At 35.3% G+C, this 20,276-nt stretch carries 19 protein-coding genes; 6 read left to right on the top strand and 13 right to left on the bottom strand.

What is annotated here, in order from left to right; all coding sequences use genetic code 11:
- Positions 1–7 precede the first annotated feature (7 nt).
- The gene (locus ACZ2V4_RS01475; protein WP_490514436.1) at positions 8–748 is read right to left on the bottom strand and encodes a hypothetical protein; all 741 of its coding nucleotides are present in this window, start codon (positions 746–748) and stop codon (positions 8–10) included.
- Positions 749–830: 82 nt separating this feature from the next.
- On the opposite strand from ACZ2V4_RS01475, the gene ACZ2V4_RS01470 reads away from it, so the two are divergent.
- The gene (locus tag ACZ2V4_RS01470; RefSeq protein WP_490514435.1) at positions 831–1,280 is read left to right on the top strand and encodes a GNAT family N-acetyltransferase; all 450 of its coding nucleotides are present in this window, start codon (positions 831–833) and stop codon (positions 1,278–1,280) included.
- Here ACZ2V4_RS01470 and ACZ2V4_RS01465 read toward each other — a convergent pair whose 3' ends face one another.
- The 3 genes from ACZ2V4_RS01465 to ACZ2V4_RS01455 form a co-directional block, all read right to left on the bottom strand.
- Positions 1,281–1,541: a Txe/YoeB family addiction module toxin gene (locus tag ACZ2V4_RS01465; protein ID WP_490514434.1), complete on the bottom strand. Its 261-nt coding sequence runs from the start codon at positions 1,539–1,541 to the stop codon at positions 1,281–1,283. It abuts the gene before it with no gap.
- Positions 1,541–1,792 (bottom strand): type II toxin-antitoxin system Phd/YefM family antitoxin, encoded by a 252-nt coding sequence (locus tag ACZ2V4_RS01460; protein ID WP_490514433.1) that lies wholly within the window; start codon positions 1,790–1,792, stop codon positions 1,541–1,543. The genes ACZ2V4_RS01465 and ACZ2V4_RS01460 overlap by 1 nt, the downstream gene beginning before the upstream one ends.
- An 85-nt stretch (positions 1,793–1,877) precedes the next feature.
- Positions 1,878–2,342: an NUDIX hydrolase gene (locus ACZ2V4_RS01455; RefSeq protein ID WP_144780700.1), complete on the bottom strand. Its 465-nt coding sequence runs from the start codon at positions 2,340–2,342 to the stop codon at positions 1,878–1,880.
- A 92-nt stretch (positions 2,343–2,434) separates the two neighbouring features.
- Between ACZ2V4_RS01455 and ACZ2V4_RS01450 the strand changes: the two genes are divergently transcribed.
- Positions 2,435–2,575, top strand: a complete 141-nt coding sequence (locus ACZ2V4_RS01450) for a hypothetical protein (RefSeq protein ID WP_458619991.1) — start codon at positions 2,435–2,437, stop codon at positions 2,573–2,575.
- A 233-nt stretch (positions 2,576–2,808) separates the two neighbouring features.
- Here ACZ2V4_RS01450 and ACZ2V4_RS01445 read toward each other — a convergent pair whose 3' ends face one another.
- Complete coding sequence (locus tag ACZ2V4_RS01445; RefSeq protein ID WP_413474634.1) at positions 2,809–3,195, bottom strand: sporulation protein; 387 nt, start codon at positions 3,193–3,195, stop codon at positions 2,809–2,811.
- Positions 3,196–3,355: 160 nt separating this feature from the next.
- Here ACZ2V4_RS01445 and ACZ2V4_RS01440 point away from each other — a divergent pair, with 160 nt between their 5' ends.
- Positions 3,356–4,360 (top strand): cation diffusion facilitator family transporter, encoded by a 1,005-nt coding sequence (locus ACZ2V4_RS01440; RefSeq protein WP_420495984.1) that lies wholly within the window; start codon positions 3,356–3,358, stop codon positions 4,358–4,360.
- Between the two features lie 48 nt (positions 4,361–4,408).
- Positions 4,409–4,597 (top strand): 2-hydroxymuconate tautomerase, encoded by a 189-nt coding sequence (gene thmT, locus ACZ2V4_RS01435; protein WP_041635987.1) that lies wholly within the window; start codon positions 4,409–4,411, stop codon positions 4,595–4,597.
- A 30-nt stretch (positions 4,598–4,627) separates the two neighbouring features.
- On the opposite strand, the gene ACZ2V4_RS01430 is transcribed toward thmT, so the two are convergent.
- Positions 4,628–5,569 carry an LCP family protein gene (locus tag ACZ2V4_RS01430; protein ID WP_490514432.1) on the bottom strand — a complete coding sequence of 314 codons (942 nt, stop codon included), beginning with the start codon at positions 5,567–5,569 and terminating at the stop codon, positions 4,628–4,630.
- Between the two features lie 121 nt (positions 5,570–5,690).
- Here ACZ2V4_RS01430 and msrA point away from each other — a divergent pair, with 121 nt between their 5' ends.
- The gene (gene msrA, locus ACZ2V4_RS01425; RefSeq protein ID WP_413474638.1) at positions 5,691–6,194 is read left to right on the top strand and encodes a peptide-methionine (S)-S-oxide reductase MsrA; all 504 of its coding nucleotides are present in this window, start codon (positions 5,691–5,693) and stop codon (positions 6,192–6,194) included.
- On the opposite strand, the gene mprF is transcribed toward msrA, so the two are convergent.
- From mprF to glcT, 4 genes are all read right to left on the bottom strand, one after another.
- On the bottom strand, positions 6,191–8,725 hold the full coding sequence (gene mprF, locus ACZ2V4_RS01420; RefSeq protein WP_458619990.1) for a bifunctional lysylphosphatidylglycerol flippase/synthetase MprF: 2,535 nt from the start codon (positions 8,723–8,725) through the stop codon (positions 6,191–6,193). The genes msrA and mprF overlap by 4 nt on opposite strands.
- A 131-nt stretch (positions 8,726–8,856) precedes the next feature.
- Positions 8,857–9,993, bottom strand: coding sequence for an AI-2E family transporter (locus ACZ2V4_RS01415; RefSeq protein ID WP_490514431.1), 1,137 nt, complete (start codon positions 9,991–9,993; stop codon positions 8,857–8,859).
- A gap of 162 nt (positions 9,994–10,155) precedes the next feature.
- Complete coding sequence (gene ptsG / locus ACZ2V4_RS01410; protein WP_420495982.1) at positions 10,156–12,195, bottom strand: glucose-specific PTS transporter subunit IIBC; 2,040 nt, start codon at positions 12,193–12,195, stop codon at positions 10,156–10,158.
- 114 nt (positions 12,196–12,309) lie between these two features.
- Complete coding sequence (gene glcT / locus ACZ2V4_RS01405) at positions 12,310–13,170, bottom strand: glucose PTS transporter transcription antiterminator GlcT (RefSeq protein WP_458619989.1); 861 nt, start codon at positions 13,168–13,170, stop codon at positions 12,310–12,312.
- Positions 13,171–13,260: 90 nt separating this feature from the next.
- Between glcT and ACZ2V4_RS01400 the strand changes: the two genes are divergently transcribed.
- Positions 13,261–14,232, top strand: a complete 972-nt coding sequence (locus tag ACZ2V4_RS01400) for a DUF1002 domain-containing protein (protein ID WP_419894907.1) — start codon at positions 13,261–13,263, stop codon at positions 14,230–14,232.
- A gap of 32 nt (positions 14,233–14,264) precedes the next feature.
- Here the strand turns inward: ACZ2V4_RS01400 and alsT are convergent, their stop codons facing one another.
- The 3 genes from alsT to parE all read right to left on the bottom strand — a co-directional run bounded on the left by alsT (position 14,265) and on the right by parE (position 20,272).
- Positions 14,265–15,701: a glutamine transporter AlsT gene (gene alsT, locus ACZ2V4_RS01395; RefSeq protein WP_490514487.1), complete on the bottom strand. Its 1,437-nt coding sequence runs from the start codon at positions 15,699–15,701 to the stop codon at positions 14,265–14,267.
- Positions 15,702–15,831: 130 nt separating this feature from the next.
- On the bottom strand, positions 15,832–18,243 hold the full coding sequence (gene parC, locus ACZ2V4_RS01390; RefSeq protein ID WP_458619988.1) for a DNA topoisomerase IV subunit A: 2,412 nt from the start codon (positions 18,241–18,243) through the stop codon (positions 15,832–15,834).
- Positions 18,236–20,272, bottom strand: coding sequence for a DNA topoisomerase IV subunit B (parE, locus tag ACZ2V4_RS01385; RefSeq protein WP_420495980.1), 2,037 nt, complete (start codon positions 20,270–20,272; stop codon positions 18,236–18,238). The genes parC and parE overlap by 8 nt, the downstream gene beginning before the upstream one ends.
- Between the last annotated feature and the right edge of the window lie 4 nt (positions 20,273–20,276).

The raw sequence follows: 20,276 nt of genomic DNA, 5'->3' as shown, positions 1-20,276 counted from the left end.
CACCCTCCTAAATATGTGTTTTAAAATAATGCGCTAAAGATACCTTTCTCCCTTCTTTATCCCAATCATGATAAAGTTTAAATAAACGTGATACATCTCCATCTACAAGACTTACAAACTGAGTGACTTTAACAAAACTCATCCAGTAATGGAACATAATATATTCCTTTGGGTGCGAGTAAATATCATATGTAAAGTGTTCTAAAGGTAGGTCACCAAATTCATTTAAATAATATTCATAGAGCGTCTTTTCTAGATGATATACGTCACAGAATAATCTTTCATCAAAAAAGAACTTTCTAGGAAGATAAGTCGCCATTCCTTCTTCAAACCACATATCTTCACACGTTGGTTTCTCTTCATCAAATTCAGCAAGAAATAGATTAATATGATGTGCGAGTTCATGTCCTAATATTGCTAGCATCTCATCTTTAGTGTGTTCGGTATAATATGACGTGTATTTATCTTTTAAAACTTCTGGAAGCAACGCTGTTAAATATTGTTCCCAATAATCACGATCAGCACACATATAAATCGCTTCATCTCTCGTAAAAGCAGGTACTGGCTTTTCGAGTACCTCCTCCATCACAAAACGTGATGTCCAGAATACACCATGTGGTATATCCTTTAACTGAAAATTATCTATAAGGTATTTTTGGAAATCATTAATTTGTGTATGGAAATATGTTATATCAGCATGATACTTATTTAAATCAGCTGCTTGTTCAAAAGTATAGATTGGTTTCATTAATATGCACCTTTCTGTGTTTATCATAAGAAAAAAATATATAATGATATTATACAGAAAATTCTTACAAAAAGGTGATTCGATGTTAAAACAAGTTTATGAAATCAACGATGAAATTTTAGAGTTATTGCTATTAGCTGACCCTTCGATTGAAATGATTAATCGATATATTAGTGAAAGTTCAATGTATATATTAGAACAAAGTAAACCTATTGGTGTTGTCGTATTAAAAGAAGTTAGTGAATCAACCATTAAAATAATGAACATTGCAGTAAGTGAAGCTTATCATGGGAAAGGTTATGGTAAGGTGATGTTAGAAGAAGCGGAGAAAATAGCGAAGCATTCAGGATACGATAAGTTAATCATCGCCACAGCAAACTCAAGTCTGAATCAACTCGCGTTATATCAAAAGTGTGGATTTAGAATTCAAGAAATAGAAAAAGACTTCTTTATCAATGAATATAAAGAAGTCTTTATGGAAAATGGTATTAGGGCGATGGATAAGATAATGCTCAGTAAAGTTGTAGAATGATCACTCATAACGCCCATATGCTGAATAGATTGTTACAATTTTATCTTCGTCATTTACTGTATAAACAATACGATGTTGTACATTTAACCTTCTCGAATAAAACCCCTTTATTGGGGGAATTAGTTTTTCGAAAGAATGGTTATTATTATATGGATTTTCTTTAAGCTGTTTAATGATTTTTAGAAAGTTCGTTTCTAAGTGTGTGTTTTTTATCTTTTTCAGATCTTTCTTGACACTAGATTTCATAACCACTTTGTACATTAAATATTATCCCATGTACTGTCAAAATCAATTTCTTCTTCATCTTTACGTCGCTCGATTTGATAAGCAATACCTTTTTCTAATAAGAATAACGTCTCCTGAATGGCATTCCAATCATCTTCACCGACTAAAACAGCACCTTTCTCTCCAATTTTAGTTGGTGCAATGTAAATTTCCTTACTATCTTCATTAACAGATTTTATAATGTTGAAAAAATCTTTTCTAGCACTAGTAGGTGTATAAGTATTCATAAATGACCCTCCCGTAACGTACAATATCGTGTACATTATAACATTAGAGATAGAATTGTCCAAATAAATATATCTAAATTCCTCCTTAGTCCTTTTCATGATTAATAATATGTTCAAAATCCTTATTCTCGCTTAACAGCTTTTCCTTTAATATTACTGGTTGAATATTGATCTTATCGATTTCATTTACCGGGAACCATCGATACTCCATATCTTCTCCATTTTCATTTCCGATTATAGATATTCCTCTATCCCATAATGATTTGGAATGACAAAAATAATAAACGCCGAGCTCATGGAATGACTTTTCTTGTGAATGATATGTTTGTTCAATGAAAATAGCACTTTGTTCAATCTCTATGTCAGTTGATAGTTCTTCTAATATCTCTCTTTTCAAGGCTATTTTAGAATCTTCTAGCATTTGAACTTTGCCGCCAGGTGGTGTCCAGTAATCATTGAATTTTTGTAATAAAATATGATTATTTTCTATAATTAGCGCTGAAGCTCTATATTTGAAACGCATATTATCTTTTGTAAATGTAATGTCCATAAATTACTCCTCTAATAATATAATTTTATTTAAAGAATTTTCTGATTAATATATCATATAATTAAATCAATAAATTTACAACGGAGGTTTAAATGAAAGAATACAATGGTAATACATATAAATACGACCATTCTATTCACTATTCATGGAAATCAGAACTTATAGAGGAGAATGAATCATACATTCTTCTTAAGTCTCTGCCACTCAGAAAGCTTATTCATCATACACGATGAAGACGAATTTGAAATTAACATAATAAAATATCAATATCCGGCAAGCTTAATAACAGAGGTAAATCACCTAAAAGAAAAACTAGAATCTTTATATCGTAATAACGTGTTCCCTTTTGACGGTTTTCTATTAAGAAATATTGAAAATTTAAGAAATTATATAAAATAAAACTTCGGTTAATGAACCGAAGTTTTATATTTTTGATATAATGTGAATCAATTTTTATTTGCTAAATTTAACGGACACTTTCAAAGTAAATTTCATCTTCATCATAATAATCAACTGAGCTACTGACAAATACATGTGTAATGATCACGAACGTATGATTTACATCTTCTACGTTATGAATTGCCGGAAATGTGAATGGAATTGTTTCTGATCCTCTGTTTTCGATGGTAAATGATGCTAATTTCTCATCTAAGTATTCAAATTGGCTCATTTCATCCTTATTTTTCTTACGTTCAATTAATGATAGTTCTATGTGATCGATCTCCAGCCCATCTAATTCGTGTACATCCACTACCCCGTTAATATCTTCGTCTAACCTGAATGATATCTTCTCCAGCTTTGTATTGATTTTAGAATCTCCAATACCGATAGATGTTAATAATTCTTTAAACATAATAACCCTCCTGAAATAAGTTACTTCTATTGTCGCATAGTTAATTGAAAATTTAAAATAAAGTAATAGCATTAAATCAATCGAGTATCCTTTTTATTATGTTTATTTTCACTTATAATAGGTAAAGTAAATAGAAAATTAAATATGTTAGGAGAATTTTATGACAGGATTATTTACATTACTCAAAAAAGGGAGTAAATCTTCTTTAATTGCAGCAATCGTCAACTTTTTTTTAGGTACTTTAAAGCTAGTTGCCTATATATTTACTGGTAACGTTGCAATGTTCGCAGAAATGATGCACTCTTATGGTGATGCTGCAAACCAACTTTTTGTCTGGGTCGGCTCAGCTGTTTCTAAGAAAGCACCGAATGAAAGGTTTCCATTTGGATATGGCCGCCTGGTTAACATCGTTTGTTTATTCGCCGTGATCATCGTTGCAATTTTAGCTTATGAAACAGTGTTAGAAGGGATACATCATATTATGAATCCAACGCATCAAGAGCAATCGTTAAATCAATTTTTAATTGCTATTGGTGTATTATTAATTGGTGTTGTATTAGAAGGATCAGTATTATATAAAGCAGGACAAGAAGTACTTGAGGAAGTTAACAAGCCTACAAACGGACTTCATCCTCTAACTACTAGTTTTGCTAATATCGGAAGTGCCAAACCTGCAACGAAACTGGTATTCATGGAAGATACAGTGGCAACTGGTGGTGGATTCATTGCATTAATCGCGATAATCATTGCTCGCCTTACAGGATGGAGTCAGGTTGAAGGTATCGTTTCTGTCATCATCGGTTTAGCAATGTTCTATGTTGTGTTTAAAGTCTTCATGGAAAATGCAGCTGGTGCAATCGGGCGTGCAGATGAAGAGATGGAAGTTAATGCTTCTAAAGTGATATTAGAACATCCTGATGTTTCAGATATCAAACGTCTTGTTGTAATGAAAGAAGGCGAAGATAAGCACGTTGAAGCATTGATCGAAGTTTCAAACCATGAATTTAATTTAAGAGAATTAACAGAAATCAAAAAATCGGTAGCGAGCGCATTATTAAAACAGCCTCATGTTACAGATGTTAACGTCGAGATTATGGAAGACGACGGCATGGACGACTGGGTAAGTGGTAATGGATCCTCTGTTAACCGTAATATCTATGAATAGTATATTATAACTTTGAACAATAAATTTAAGATGTAAAGGAGAATGTTTATGCCATTCGTAACAGTAGAATTAGTTGAAGGTCGTTCTGAAGAACAGTTAAAGAAAATCGTTGAAGAAGTAACGGAAGTTGTAAGTCGTAACTCTGGAGCACCGAAAGAGAAAGTTCATGTATTTATTGAAGAACTTAAAAAAGAGCGTTATGCAGTAGCGGGTCAACTATTATCAGATCAACAATAAAAACAGGAGAAGCAATCGCTTCTCCTGTTTTTACTCATTTAAGAACTTCTGTATCGCCTTTTTATTCATTTCTTTATCTATTTCAAGCACAGAACCTGCTTCAGGGTAGCTTGCCTGCTGAAAGCTCCCTTTTACCGGTACAGTCAAAGTACTCTGCTTCTTATCACTACGAATAACAAAGCTTGTACCCATTCGAAATATCTCGCCATCTTTAAGGTCTGTATTGACATAACCTCTTGCAATACCCGCCAATTTCGGTGTTTTAAAGAGTACAGGAAGACTGACCATCTCTTGTTTTAAAGCAGAAATCACTTGCTGCTGACGTCTTACGCGTCCAAAGTCCCCTTCTTCATCATGTCTAAAACGAGCATAACCTAGTAATTCTTTACCATTTAGATTATGCTGACCTTTCTTTAAAGATACATCGATATTCTCAGACATATCCTTTTCCACATTTACCGGTACTCCAGACGGTGAGATTTCATCTACCATGGCTTCGAACCCTTTGAAATCTATAATCGCATAATGTTCTATTGGAATACCTAAATTTTTCTCTATCGTCTTACGCAGTAAATCCGGCCCACCTAACGTGTAGGCTGTATTAATTTTATAGTTTCTATATCCGGGGATTTCAGCATATATATCGCGCATGACTGAAATGATTTTTACCTTCTTATTAAGGAAGTCATACTGTGCAATCATAATGGAGTCCGTTCTTGCTGAGCCATCAATCATGCGATCTTGACCTAAAATTAAAACATTTGATTTACCGTCTTTATTCGATACTCCATTAAAGTCATAGTTGACATGCTTTTGTCCATGTTTTGCTGCTAAATCTAGGCCACTATTATAACTTGATTTGATAAAAACTACTACCAGTATAAGTAATAAAACTAATCCCAAAATTACAAATGGTAGTTTTTTTAATCTGATTTTCTTTCTTTTTCTTCTTGGCGTTATCCCTTCGCTCATATATACCCTGCTTTCTATATTACAATATAATAAACTTATAAAAGAATTTACATTATTGCAAGCATATATCGGTTTCTTTTCCAAATAATAAAGTAAAATAACAAAAAGGAGGTAGAAATATATGAAAAAGAAAATATACTTAGCAGGTGGTTGTTTCTGGTGCATGGTTAAACCTTTTGATACATATGATGGCGTATCATCAGTCACTAGTGGTTATATGGGGGGGCATATTGAAAATCCAACCTATGAACAAGTAAAAACCGGTACGTCTGGTCATCTTGAAGTTGTAGAAATACAATATGATGATCAAGTATTCACGACGTTACAAATACTTGAAATATTCTTTAAGATTATTGATCCGACTGACAATGATGGGCAATATCAAGATAGAGGAAGTCAGTATCGCACGGCAATCTTTTACTCAGATAATAACCAAAGAGAGATTACTGAAAACTATATTAGCAACATTCAACCTAATTTCGATAAACAGATTGTCACAGAAATAAGAGAAGCAAAGACATTCTATAAGGCAGAGGACTATCATCAGGACTTCTATAAGAAGGATCCTGAACGTTATAAAAGAGAACAAGAAACAAGACAAAAAATAAAAGACAAGAAAAATTAATTTCTTGTCTTTTTATTAATGAGATAACTCACTCTTATCATAGACGTCATCAGACTATTCCCCTTCTTGTAGACGAGATAGCGTGGCTCCCAGTTTGGATTAAATTTCTCTTTATAGTTACGTAAGCCTTTAAAACTATAGATATGAGAAATTGTCTCAAATATCCTTCCTGCAAAGCGCTCTCTATAAAATGCATATCTATGGCTGCCAACGTTCGATAGTGGTGCCATTCCCATATTAAAGTAATCGTAATGTTCTTTGACGTATAACATCGTATTTAAATATAGACCGTCCATCATCTGAAACTCATTCTCTTTCCAGCGAATCATATCAACTGAAATAGAGTGATTATAATTTGTCGGCATAAATGATACAAATCCTATGATTTCTTCATCATTTCTTATGACGCCAACAGGTGCCTTATTGAGATAATACGCATTAAAGCTTCCAACTGAAAAGTTCATTTCTGATCTTCCATTTAACCATTCATCAGATACAGTTTGTAACTGGTTTATAAAATCTGAACTGAATGGTGGATGCACAACCTCATAAAAATAGCCTTGTGATTCAAACTTATTCACCGTTGCACGAAATGCACGTTTCTTCTTACCACTGATAGTAAAATCGTTAAGAGGTATCACTGCTTCTTCACCTAACTTGAAGAAGATATTTCCGAAATCATGATATAAAGGAAGATAATCAGGTTTCACCTGATAAAAGATGATTTCATATCCGTAATAGTTAGCTTGGTTGTAGAAATCGTATAATAAATCTCTGAATGATTGCTTATTTCCTATAGGATCTCCAAGCACGAAAATTGTATCATAATGTGTCTGAAACATGATAAAAGCATCTTCAGCTTGATTAATGAAATACGATTTATCGGTAGAATAATGAAGGTGACTGACAAAGTTACCTCCATACATATCAATAATTTGTGCACGCTGTTCTTCAGAAACATCCATTGCGATATTAGCAATATATTTCTTATTGAAGAAATACGAAGTTAAACTGATTAGTAATATTGTTGCAATAATAAAGAATAGAAAATAATTTCTCATTAAATTGCCGTCAAAATCGATACTATCCTGTGCCAATAGTTCACTTAGCTGTATTCTGATAAGCCAGCTATTGAGCGAAAGGATAATGACAGAAAACAGTATCGTTAAGCCTGCTCTAAACAGTGTGATTGGACGTTTAATCATCTTAATGTTCATATTCCCAATAAATAGAAGTAAAATAAGTGCTGCAATCCAAATGTATACAAGCCAATTTCCAAATGTTAAGAAAAGAATGATTAATATTACAGCAGCAGCAACAATACTGATGATATGTGCACGTCTCGTGTCATGCATCACACCCTTCGCATTTATCATCAGCAGTAAGCAAGCAAGCGTGAAGAAAGAAGATAAGAAGGTGTATGTATTGTGCTGGACATCAAAGATAGCATCGTTTATCAATATACTGTTTGTCATCAGAAATACAAACCCAGTAATAAAAGAAAGGATACCAAGGGCTATAGCTGGTAGATGTATTAACACATCTTTTAACAGATTTAAAAATAATGAACTTGTTTCAATCGCAGGTGCAAAATACTTATTATCTTCAAAGCGTTCTTCAAATTGTTTCTTTGCAAATCCCTTAAACTCAAAGGTGGATAAAACCATTGCGACAAGGAAAGGAACGAAATAATAGACAACGCGATATATGACGAGTGCAAGCAATACATTTTCTTCGGTGATGCCAATACTTTTAAATCCAATAAGGATCATCAGATCAAAAGCACCAAAACCACCTGGAACCATGGAGAGTAATCCAGCTAAAGCAGCGATAACAAAGATACCTATAATTAACGAATACTGGACATCGATATGTATAAACTTAAATATCAGATAGAATACACCGCTCGCTGCCAGCCATTCAACACTTGACACAAGCGTAAATATTATTCCCAGAAATTTATCATTGTTAACAGGCTTAATAAGTGTGTACAGAAGAAATACCGGCAAATAGAGCGCAATGATAAAAATACCAATTTTATACCAAGTGTACTGATCAAAAGCATGGGTATTCGGAAATATATTAAAAACGATACCTAAACTCAGAATACTCATCCCTGAAATCATCGATAACAACATCATTGAAATGACCTTGATAAGCGTTTTATCATCCTCAGTATAATTCCTATAAATAAGTAAGCGGAGCCCTGCCCCTATCATTCCTCCAAATCCAATAACCGCATTTAATGCATTTGCAATAAAACTAACATTAAAGAGTTTCATATGCTTGATTTCCAGATGCATCCTCTTGGCTAATACAAAATCATATAAAGATAAAATACTGACTGAAATAAGACCAGAAAAAATAAGGAGCGCCAGCTGTATAGAGTCTAAATGTTTAAATGCCGTCATCGTCGATTTGAAGTCAATCGTCGATAACTCACCCTTTAGACGATATATCACAAAAATAAATAGTAATGCCATAAATAAAAACTTAATTACATTCCGATAATTATTAAATAATATTTTCATAAAACCCCTACTCACAATAATTAATTTAAATTCATACATATTCTACAGAAAAAAAAGAAAAAAACCAAATATTATTGGAAATAAATGAAAGATAAGTCATCATTCTATACGAATGATGACTTATCTCAAAATCAATATACTTCCCCATCTTCTGATAAATACGTATTATAACGTTTCTTAAATTTATCGAATATATACTGAGTCAAAACCTTTAATATAGCATATAAAGGAATACCAAGTATAACGCCGATTAAACCCAGTAGATTCCCTGCACAAAGCAGAACAAAAATAATTGTTAAAGGATGAATCTGCATTGTCTTCCCCATAATGTTAGGCGATATAAAGTGACCTTCTAAAAACTGTACGGCCATCCATACAATCGCAAGTTTCAGCAACATAAAAGGTGAATCAACTAGTGCAATAACAATAGCAGGACTGATAGCAATCATTGGTCCTAAATATGGAACTACACTTGTTACTGCAGCGATACAAGCAAGAATTAAAGCATATTCAAGCCCGATAATCATATAACCAATGAACAATAGCACCCCGATACAGAAAGCAACAAACATCTGGCCCTGTATATACGAACCGACCTGAACATTCATCTTATCTAAAATATCATGAAGGTCTTTTCTAAATTTTGGTGGTGTTAATTTTAATACATAATTTTTGAACTGTTCGCCATCTTTAAGCAAAAAGAAGAGTACAAATGGGAAAGTCATGATGACAATAGCTACGCTTGCAACTGTATCGACAACCGATCGCAGACGCGTTGAAAAATCACCAAGGTATTCTCCTACCTTCTTAGGAAGATCACTAAGATTTGTATTTACCCATTCCTGAATGTTCTGCAGGAATGGAGCAAACTTGGAATTGTTCGATAATCTATTAAAATCTTTTAATAGATGATTTAAATAATCTGGAGCATTCTGAACCAACCCAGTGATCTGAACTTCTATAACAGGAATTAGCCAGGTGATGAGTAAAGCAAAAAGACTGATAATGGTACCAATCAATATAATGATACCCCATAACCTATTAATACGATAACGTTCCATCAAATTGACAAGCGGATTCAAAAGATAATATAAAATGAAAGCCAAGATGACAGGACCTATTACTGTATTGAAGATAACGATAAATGGTTTAAAGATAAAAGAAATTTGATTAACTATCAATACTAATATTCCAGTTAATATTAATACAGTTAATGTGAACAATAACTTTCTGCCCCCAAAAAACTGAAAAAAATTACGATCTGACATACGCACCCTTCCTTATGTAATATATTATTTCATTTATATACTTATAGTTTACATAATATATTTATAATATTTCTTTATACAATATAAAGAAATTTAACCACATATAACAAAAAAAATCAAGGGACATCGTTACAGATGTCCCTTGATGTTCCTTGATTTTATTTATTTAACTGAAAGCAGATGTTCTCCAGATTGAATTTTTCCATAGTTGACATCATGAATCATTTGATTATTCAAATTAGTGAAGATAATTGGTGTAATATCACTATCCGCATTTGCTCTGATATAATCCAGATCTACTTTTAACAACGACTGACCTTTAGTGATTTTATCACCAGGCGCTACGAGCATTTCAAATCCGTTACCTTTTAATCCAACGGTTTCTAATCCGAAGTGGATTAAAACTTCAAGACCGTTCTCATCTTCAAGTCCAATCGCATGTTTCGTCGGGAAATCCATCTTCAAGACTCCATCGAATGGTGCTACTACTTCACCGACAGAAGGTATGATTGCAACCCCATCTCCCATTAGCTTCTGGCTGAATACTTGATCTGGTACTTGAGATAAATCTACTACCTCACCAGTAATCGGAGCATATACAATATGTTCCTCTATTGCTGGTACAGCTTCGATTTGTTCTTCAGCTTTAACCGGATTCATCTCTTCAGTGACAGTCGTTTGTTCTGGACGCGTTATGTCTCCTGAAATGATTCGAGCCATATCATGTTTAATCTGATCTGACTTAGGCCCAAAGATTGCCTGCATATTGTTTCCTACCTCTAACACGCCAGCTGCACCTAATGCTTTTAACTCGCCGACATCTACTTTGGACTTATCGTTAACTTCAACTCTAAGTCTTGTAATACAAGCATCTAGATGTTTGATGTTCTCTTTACCACCCATTGCATCAAGCACGTGGAATGGGAGTTCATTAGTAGACGTTTCTTTAACTGTAACTTCTTCATCTTCACGACCAGGTGTTTTTAAGTTAAATTTAGTAATACAGAATCTAAATACTGTGTAGTAAATCAATGCATAGACTAATCCAACAGGGATTACTAACCACCATGGAGTTCTGCCTTGTAACATTCCAAAAGTGAAGAAATCAATAAATCCTCCTGAAAATGTATAACCGAGGTGTAAATCCATTAAATATAGTATTAAGAATGATAATCCATCTAACACTGCATGAACAAAGAATAGAATTGGTGCTGCAAATAAGAAAGAAAATTCTAAAGGTTCAGTTATACCTGTTAAGAATGAAGTTAATGCAGCTGATGCCATTAATCCTCCTACAAATTTTTTCTTTTCAGGTTTTGCTGTATGATAGATGGCTAACGCCGCCGCTGGCAAACCAAACATCATAACAGGGAATTCACCTTGCATAAATGCTCCAGCTGTTAAAGGTACTTTATCTTGTATTTGAGCCATAAAGATATTTAAATCACCATGTACAACTTTTCCGGCTGCATTCGTATATGTACCAAATTCAAACCAGAAAGGTGCATGGAAGATATGATGCAAACCAAATGGAATTAATAATCGTTTAATCATTCCAAAGAAGAATACGGCTAATGCCTTGTTTTCTTCCATCAAGAACAATGATAAACCATTCATACCACTTTGAATTACTGGCCAGATAAAGAACATTATTATCCCTAATATAAACGAACTAAATGCCGTTACAATAGGTACGAATCTTTTACCAGCAAAGAAACCTAAAAATGGCGGTAAATTAATATTATAGAACTTATTATAAGCCCATGCTGCTAAAATACCTATAATTATTCCACCAAAAACACCCGTCTGCAACGTTGGAATTCCTAAAATTGTAGCGTATCCTGGACTTTTTGTAACATTCTCAGCAGTGATACCACCAATCTGACCCATAGTTACATTTAAAACTAGATATCCTACAAAGGCTGCTATCGCTGCAACCCCATCGCCACCTGCAAGTCCTACGGCCACTCCTAAAGCAAATAGTAATGGTAAGTTATCAAAGATAACTCCACCTGCAGCTTGTAACATTGAAGCAATTTTTACGACAATGTCATTCGCTAAAAACGGGAAAAAATCTACTAATGATTCTGTTTGTAATGCTGCTCCAATTCCTAGCAGTAACCCTGCAGCTGGAAGTATTGCCACCGGAAGCATCAATGCTTTACCGATACGTTGTAATTGACCGAAAAACGTTTTCCACATACTGTATTCCTCCTAAATAGTTTTTTGATGTAAAGTGATGCAGTGTCCCATATAAAAAGGCATGAGTACACACTGGTCCCATGTACCAGTGATAACTCATGCCTGCATTATCAGTTACACGTTATCAACTTCAGTATTAAATGCTTGAATATGCATCGTAAGATATACCAATTCCGAGTCATAGACAGGCTTATTTAAATAAGTCTGCATCATCTTCACAATCTTTACAGATGTATTGTAACACAGAGGATACTGCTGTTTCAATAGGCTTTCTAATATTTTTTGTTCCGGCATCCTCTCATCAGACATCACACGTTGCACAGTAAATGTAATATGTCTTAAAAATCTTGAATATGTAATAGAATCTCTATCAACAGTAACCTTTAGATCCTGCTCAATAATCGTTATTGCATTTTGAACAACTTCAGTCATCAGACGCATATCTCTTAACGAGTGATTGTTCACCGACGAATGGATATGCAGTGCAATAAAACCTACTTCTGTCTTCGGGAATTGTACCTGCAGTCTGTCATTCAGCATCGCTACGACCTGTTCAGCAATCAGAAACTCCTGTCTGTAGAGACTTTCAGTTTCTTTCAGGAAAGGATTGGCCACAATGATGCCTTCCTGATAACGTTTTAATGCAAAAATGATATGATCCGTAAGAGATAAAAGAATATTATCATTCATCTCTCCATTCGTTTTATGATCGATAAATTCGATCACTTCTATGACTGTCTGGATTACTTCATCATTTGTTAGAGTTAATAATGACTTATATCTTTCTTGCTCAGAAGATGACTTAAGTTCAAATATCTTCTCTATACGTTCAAGTTCACTATCCTTTAAAACTGCCCCACTTTTCTTACCAAAGCCTATACCTTTGCCTATCAGGATAGTTTCTCCTTCATGTCCTTGAGTTATAACAACATTATTATTCAATACTTTAATCACATGATATTTCAAAAATAACACCTCATTCCAAAGACCTATATCACAATAAACATGCTCATGATAATATAAAGGTATATACTAAAAATATATAAATTATCAGGAGGATTATATATGAAAAAACTTATTATTTTAATATTAACAGTATTTCTTTCGTTAATGCTCATGATCCCTCAGCGTGCCCATGCGGTAACGCAAGAAGCATGGTCTGAAGCAGTGACAGTGTATGGTGCAGCATTAGAACAGAATAACGTCCTTAAAGATAAGACGAGTGACCTGCTTCAAACGGATGCCCAGGATAAAACGACGTATGTCTATGCTGAAGACTTAGGAAAGTACTTAAATCTGCAATCAAGTAACGATGTATTAAAGTCTAGTATTCGTATCAAAAAGCTATCTGCTGGTAGTGGTCTCACTTTAAATATAAACCAATCTGCCGGTAAAATCACTAAAATCACTGAGGATACTTATAAGAATGCTTTACTTACAGCAGGTGTAACTGATGCTGATGTTACTATTGCAGCCGCTGAAGATGTTACCGGTGAAAGTGCACTCGCTGGTGTCTATAAAGCATTCGAAACACAAGGTGAGCCAATCGATCAGTCGAAGACACAAGCTGCTCAGGATGAACTTAATTCTATCTCTAACATTAACGAACAAAATACAGATGTCAATGGTTACTCTCAAGAACAGCTCAATAAAGCGATCGCTGAAGCGAAAGCAGAGATTGCAAAGCAAGGTGCCAATCTAAATACGACAGAAATCAAAAACATTGTTATTCAGAAGATTGAGAATAATGGTCTGACAAATATCATTAATGACAATCAGATTAATATTATCGTTAACTTTATAGAAAATGCACAAAATAACGGCGTTTTCAGTGGTGAAAATAAAGATAAATTTATTGAAGGCACAAAAAACTATGTAGATGATATCAAAAATTCTGAAGGCTTTAAAAAAGCTACAGATAAAGCAAAGGAACTTGGTAATAATATTAGTGACACACTGAAAGATGAAGGCTTCTGGGACAAGATTATGAACTTCATCCAGTCTATAATCGACTGGGTAGCGAGTCTTTTCAAATAAAAATACTAAGCTGCAGCTGCAGCTTAGTATTTTTATTTATGATTTATTTCTTTATCTCTAAAGTGATACGGGTTATCTCCCCAAGTCTCAACGTCTGATAAATCCGCTTTAACATTCTCTGTTCTAAATACAGGATTAAGCCCTTTCTTACGCTGTTCTCCGTAATCTTTAGCAACTTCAAATACGACATGTGCTAATCCGATAAGCGCAGTAATATTCAAGATCGCCATAAGCCCCATAAATAAATCTGCAGTCGCCCAGACCGTCTCTACTTTAACTACTGCACCGAAAAATACCATGAGTACGACAATAAATCTGAAGATAAACATGACTATTTTGTTGGTCGTTAAGTATTCAATATTTGATTGCCCATAATAATAGTTACCAATCACTGAAGAATACCCAAATAAGAATACCGCTACTGTCAGGAAGAAACCACCGAAACTACCGACATGGTTATTTAGCGCAGCTTGTGTAACTGCTACACCTTGTGGTACTTTCTCTCCAAACTCTAATCCTGAGTATAATAAGATCATAATTGCAGTTGCAGTACATACAATCATCGTATCAAAGAATACACCTAATGACTGAATTAAACCTTGCTTTACCGGATGGCTAACAGCAGCTGTTGCAGCAGCATTAGGTGCTGATCCCATACCAGCTTCATTTGAGAATAATCCACGCTTAATCCCCTGCATAATAGTAAAACCTAATGCACCGCCAAATGCCTGTTCCATACCGAATGCACCTTTTATAATACTGATTATCATCGGAATTACATCACCAATATGCATAATTAAAATAAAGAGCACAAGCAGAATATAAAAAATTGCCATAACAGGTACGACAGCAGAAGTTACATTTGCAATCCATCGTACACCACCGAAAATTACAATCGCTGTAATGATTGCTAGAACTACTCCTGTAATCCATGCAGGTGTATTATATTGTGTATTTAAACTTTCGGCAATCGTATTTGATTGCACAGTATTAAAGACAAATGCAAACGTAACAGTTATTAAAAGCGCAAAAGTTGTTCCTAACCACTTCTGTCCAAGCCCGTGTTCCATATAATATGCCGGACCTCCACGAAAGCCACCCTTTTCATCTTTAACCTTATAAACTTGCGCTAACGTCGCCTCAAAGAATGCACTTGCTGCACCAAAAAAAGCAATAATCCACATCCAGAATACTGCACCAGGTCCGCCAAGAACAATAGCAGTGGCAACACCTGCAATATTTCCGGTACCTACACGACTCGCTGCACTAATAGCAAACGCCTGGAAGGAAGATATGCCTTTTTGTCCATCATCCAATGTCTCTGGTTTCTCACCGATGACTCTAAACATCTCTGGTAACCAGCGAAGCTGTATGAATCTAGAACTGAAACTAAAGAAAAATCCGGCAAGCAATAATAATCCAATTAAAAATTGCGACCAAATCATATCATTTCCGGTAGATACTATCATCTTAAACCATTCCGGAATCCACGCATCAAAATTTACTTTTGATATATCCAAAATAAAAACCCTCCACTATTCAAAGTAAAATAAGACTAAAACTATTTTACCATAGATAGTGTAAGGGTCTACACAAACTTTATAAATCCACAGAATTTATATAAAGTTTAACAACTTCACCAAAAGCTTTCTCATCGATGATAAAGCTGCCATTAGTATAACGATCTGTTTTTCTGATTGCTTTTGTTATTCCATGTTTTTCATGGTGTTCCGATACGAGTGTATATGCCATATCTTCAGTGATGATGTATGCACCGATAATCTGGTGAGGATTATTTTTTAATTCTTTTAGTATCATCAGACCGCGTTGGGCACGTTTTCCTTCTTCAAATAATTGAATATCCATTTTTTTCATTGCACCACGTTGTGTTGCGATCAGCAATGAACTTTCTGGATAGATGATTTCCGTTGTTATGACAACATCATTATCTTTAAGATTGATTGATTTAACACCTGCAGCTTTAAGTCCTGTATCATTAAGTTCAGTTAATGAATAATGCAGACTCATGCCTTGCTTCGTAACGACAAGAATATGTTCACTGCCCGTTACTACATGAATAGTATTCACAACATCATTATCTTTTAGCTTCATATTAATGAGCGGTCTAGAATATCTTGTAACTTCAAAGTCCTTCAACGAAGATAATTTTATCATACCATTTCTTGTAGCGGCTAAAATTTTCGCGTCTGAATTGAAGTCCGTGACCGTAATCATATGAATCACGCGCTCATCGCCATCTATTGGTACAATTTGAGAAATATGCGTTCCAAGATCTTTCCATCTTATTTCAGGCAACTGATGATTTGGAATATACATATATCGTCCTTTATCTGTAAATACTAACGTTATATGCTGAAGATTGCTTTCACGATAAGCCAGTAATTGATCGTCTTCTTTCATACCAAGCTCGGTTACACCACTAGCACTAAAACTACGTGGAGATGTGCGTTTTATGTAACCTTCCCTTGTAATACTGATCACTGTTTCTTCATTGGGAACAAGGATTTCCTTAGAAATCTTAATTTCTGCAATTTTTTCTTCAATATTGCTCAGGCGCACTTCTTTAAATTCCTTTTGGATTGCTTTTAATTCTTTTTTGATCACTTTTTTCAGATGCGTCTCATCATTCAATATAAGTGATAACTGCTTGAGTCTATCTTTTAATGCTTCATGCTCTGCTTCTAATGCCACAATATCTGTATTGGTTAATCGATAGAGTTGAAGCATAACGATTGCTTCAGCCTGTGCTTCAGTAAAATCAAACTTATGTACCAGGTTGTGTTTTGCATCAGATTTATTTGACGAATTACGGATGACTTCAATTACCTGATCTAATATAGAAAGTGCTTTGATCAATCCTTCAACAATATGCATACGCTTCTCTGCGTGATCATAGTCATATTGACTGCGTCTTGTAACAACTTCTTTTTGATGGCTGATAAAACTGTTAAGCATATCACGAACCCCTAGCAGTTTCGGGCGACGATCGCTAATTGCTACCATATTAAAGTTATATGCAACCTGTAGGTCTGTATTTTTATAAAGGAAATTAAGAATGCCTTCACTATTTGCATCTTTCTTCAACTCGATAGCAATCCTTAATCCGTTTCGATCCGTTTCATCACGCACCTCGATAATTCCGTCGACCTTCTTATCTGCACGGAGTTCATCAATACGCTTAACAAGATTACTCTTATTCACTTCAAATGGAATTTCTGAGATAATAATCTCTTCTCTCCCACCACGTAGTTTTTCAATATCTACTTTTCCGCGAACCTGTATCTTACCTTTTCCTGTCTCGTATGCCTGTTTGATACCTGATTTACCCATTATTATGCCACCTGTCGGGAAATCGGGTCCTGGTAGTACCTGCATTATTTCATCAGTAGATATATTCGGTTTATCTATGACTTTTAACGTCGCATTAATCACTTCATTCAGATTGTGCGGGGGTATATCCGTAGCATATCCAGCTGAAATTCCAGTCGACCCATTAACGAGTAGATTCGGGTAGTTCGCCGGTAATACCATCGGCTCCATCGTAGTATCATCAAAGTTCTGTACAAAATCAACGGTCTCTTTATTAATATCTTCAAGCAAGATGTTAGCAAGCTTAGATAACTTAGCTTCAGTATAACGCATTGCTGCAGGCGGATCGTTATCGATACTTCCGTTATTACCATGCATCTCAACAAGGACATGTCTCAGTTTCCAGTCCTGACTCATACGGACCATTGCATCATACACGGATGAATCCCCGTGCGGATGATAGTTTCCGATGACGTTACCAACCGTTTTTGCGCTTTTTCTGTAGTTCTTGTCGTATGTATTTCCTTCTGCGTACATCGCAAATAAAATACGGCGTTGAACGGGCTTAAGCCCGTCACGTACATCCGGAATCGCTCGATCCTGTATAATATATTTACTATAGCGACCAAAACGGTCACCGATTACATCTTCAAGCGGAAGACTTTGTATATTCTCATTCATTATCCTCACCCTTTTCATCATCCTGAATTGTTTCGATATCCTCTACTTCTGTTAAGCGTTCGACTTCATCGTTTTCCAGAATGCTTACATCTTCCTGCATACCGAACTCAACATGGCGTTCAATCCAGTCACGTCGTGGTTCAACCTTGTCTCCCATTAATGTTGAGACACGTTTAGCACTTCTAAGTTCATCATCGATTTCAACACGAATTAAAGTTCTCGTCTCAGGATTCATCGTCGTATCCCATAGTTGATCTGCATTCATTTCTCCAAGCCCTTTATATCGCTGTAGAATAAAGCCCTTACCTACCTTCTTTTGAACCCCTTTAAGTTCATCATCTGTCCAGGCATATTCAATGACTTCGTTCTTCCCTTTACCTTTAGAAACTTTATATAACGGTGGTAACGCAATATAGACTTTGCCGGCATCAATCAAAGGTTTCATATATTTAAAGAAGAATGTCAGAAGCAGCACTTGAATATGTGCACCATCTGTGTCCGCATCTGTCATTATAATGACTTTGTCATAGTTTGCATCTTTAATTTCAAAATCATTTCCGACACCTGCACCAATCGTATGAATAATGGTGCTGATTTCTTCGTTTTTTAGAATATCTTCGAGCTTTGCTTTTTCTGTATTGATAACTTTACCACGTAACGGAAGAATCGCCTGAAACTTACGATCCCGCCCAAGTTTAGCAGAACCACCTGCTGAATCTCCTTCGACCAGGTAAAGTTCGTTACGGCTCGTATCCTTACTTTGTGCAGGTGTGAGTTTACCTGACAATAATGTTTCTTTACGTTTATTCTTCTTACCATTTCGCGCTTCTTCACGTGCTTTACGTGCAGCATCTCTTGCCTGAGCTGCTTTTACCGCTTTCTTCACTAATTTCTGACTTAATACTCCGTTTTCCTCAAAATAGAACGGAAGTTGTTCACTTAATACACTATCCACTGCACTACGCGCTTCACTCGTTCCAAGCTTCGACTTCGTCTGTCCTTCAAACTGCAGTAGATTCTCGGGAATCTTAACCGAAATGATTGCAGTCATCCCTTCACGAATATCATTACCATCGAGATTCTTATCCTTAGCTTTCAACTCTCCGATTTTTCTGGCATATTCATTGAATACTCGTGTGATAGCAGTCTTCATCCCAACCTCATGTGTACCACCATCTTTCGTTCTCACATTATTAACAAATGAAAGAACGGTCTCTGAGTACTGATCGTTAAACTGAAATGCGACTTCAATTTCGATATCATGTGACTTACCGCTAAACTTCGCCACTTCGTGTAACGTTTCTTTACCTTCGTTGACAAAGTTGACAAAATCTTTTAATCCATCCTCGTAATAGAACACTTCCTGACGTTCCTCATTATTTCTAAGATCAGTGATCGTGATTTTAAGGTTGTTGAGTAGAAATGCAGATTCACGTAACCTTTCACTTAACGTATCAAAATTAAATTTAACTGTCTGTTTAAAGATAGATGGGTCAGGTTTAAATGTCACACTCGTCCCTGTCTTTTTTGATTTCCCGATTTCTTCTAACGTTGTAGCGGGTACTCCACCATCTTGAAAGCGCTGCTTGAATATCTTTCCATTATTATGTATTGTCACCTCGAGCCAGCTGCTTAAAGCATTAACAACAGAAGCTCCAACTCCGTGCAGTCCTCCAGTTGTCTTATAGCCCCCTTGACCAAATTTCCCTCCTGCATGCAGCACAGTAAATATTACCTCTGGCGTTGGTTTTCCGGTCTTATGCAGCCCTGTTGGCATACCACGCCCATTATCTGTTACTGTTACAGAGTCATCTGCATTGAGAACAACGTTAATTTCATTACCGTGACCATTCAATGCTTCGTCAATTGAATTATCAAGAATTTCATATACAAGATGATGTAATCCTCTTGAATCCGTAGATCCTATATACATCCCTGGTCTTTTTCTAACTGCTTCAAGACCCTCTAAGACTTGAATGGATTCATCATTATACTGATTATTTGCCAAGTGCTTACCTCCTACAAACATACGT

Source organism: Macrococcus sp. CoH-51_TC_04, assembly GCF_058188655.1.
This window is presented reverse-complemented; position numbering and strand designations above follow the sequence as displayed.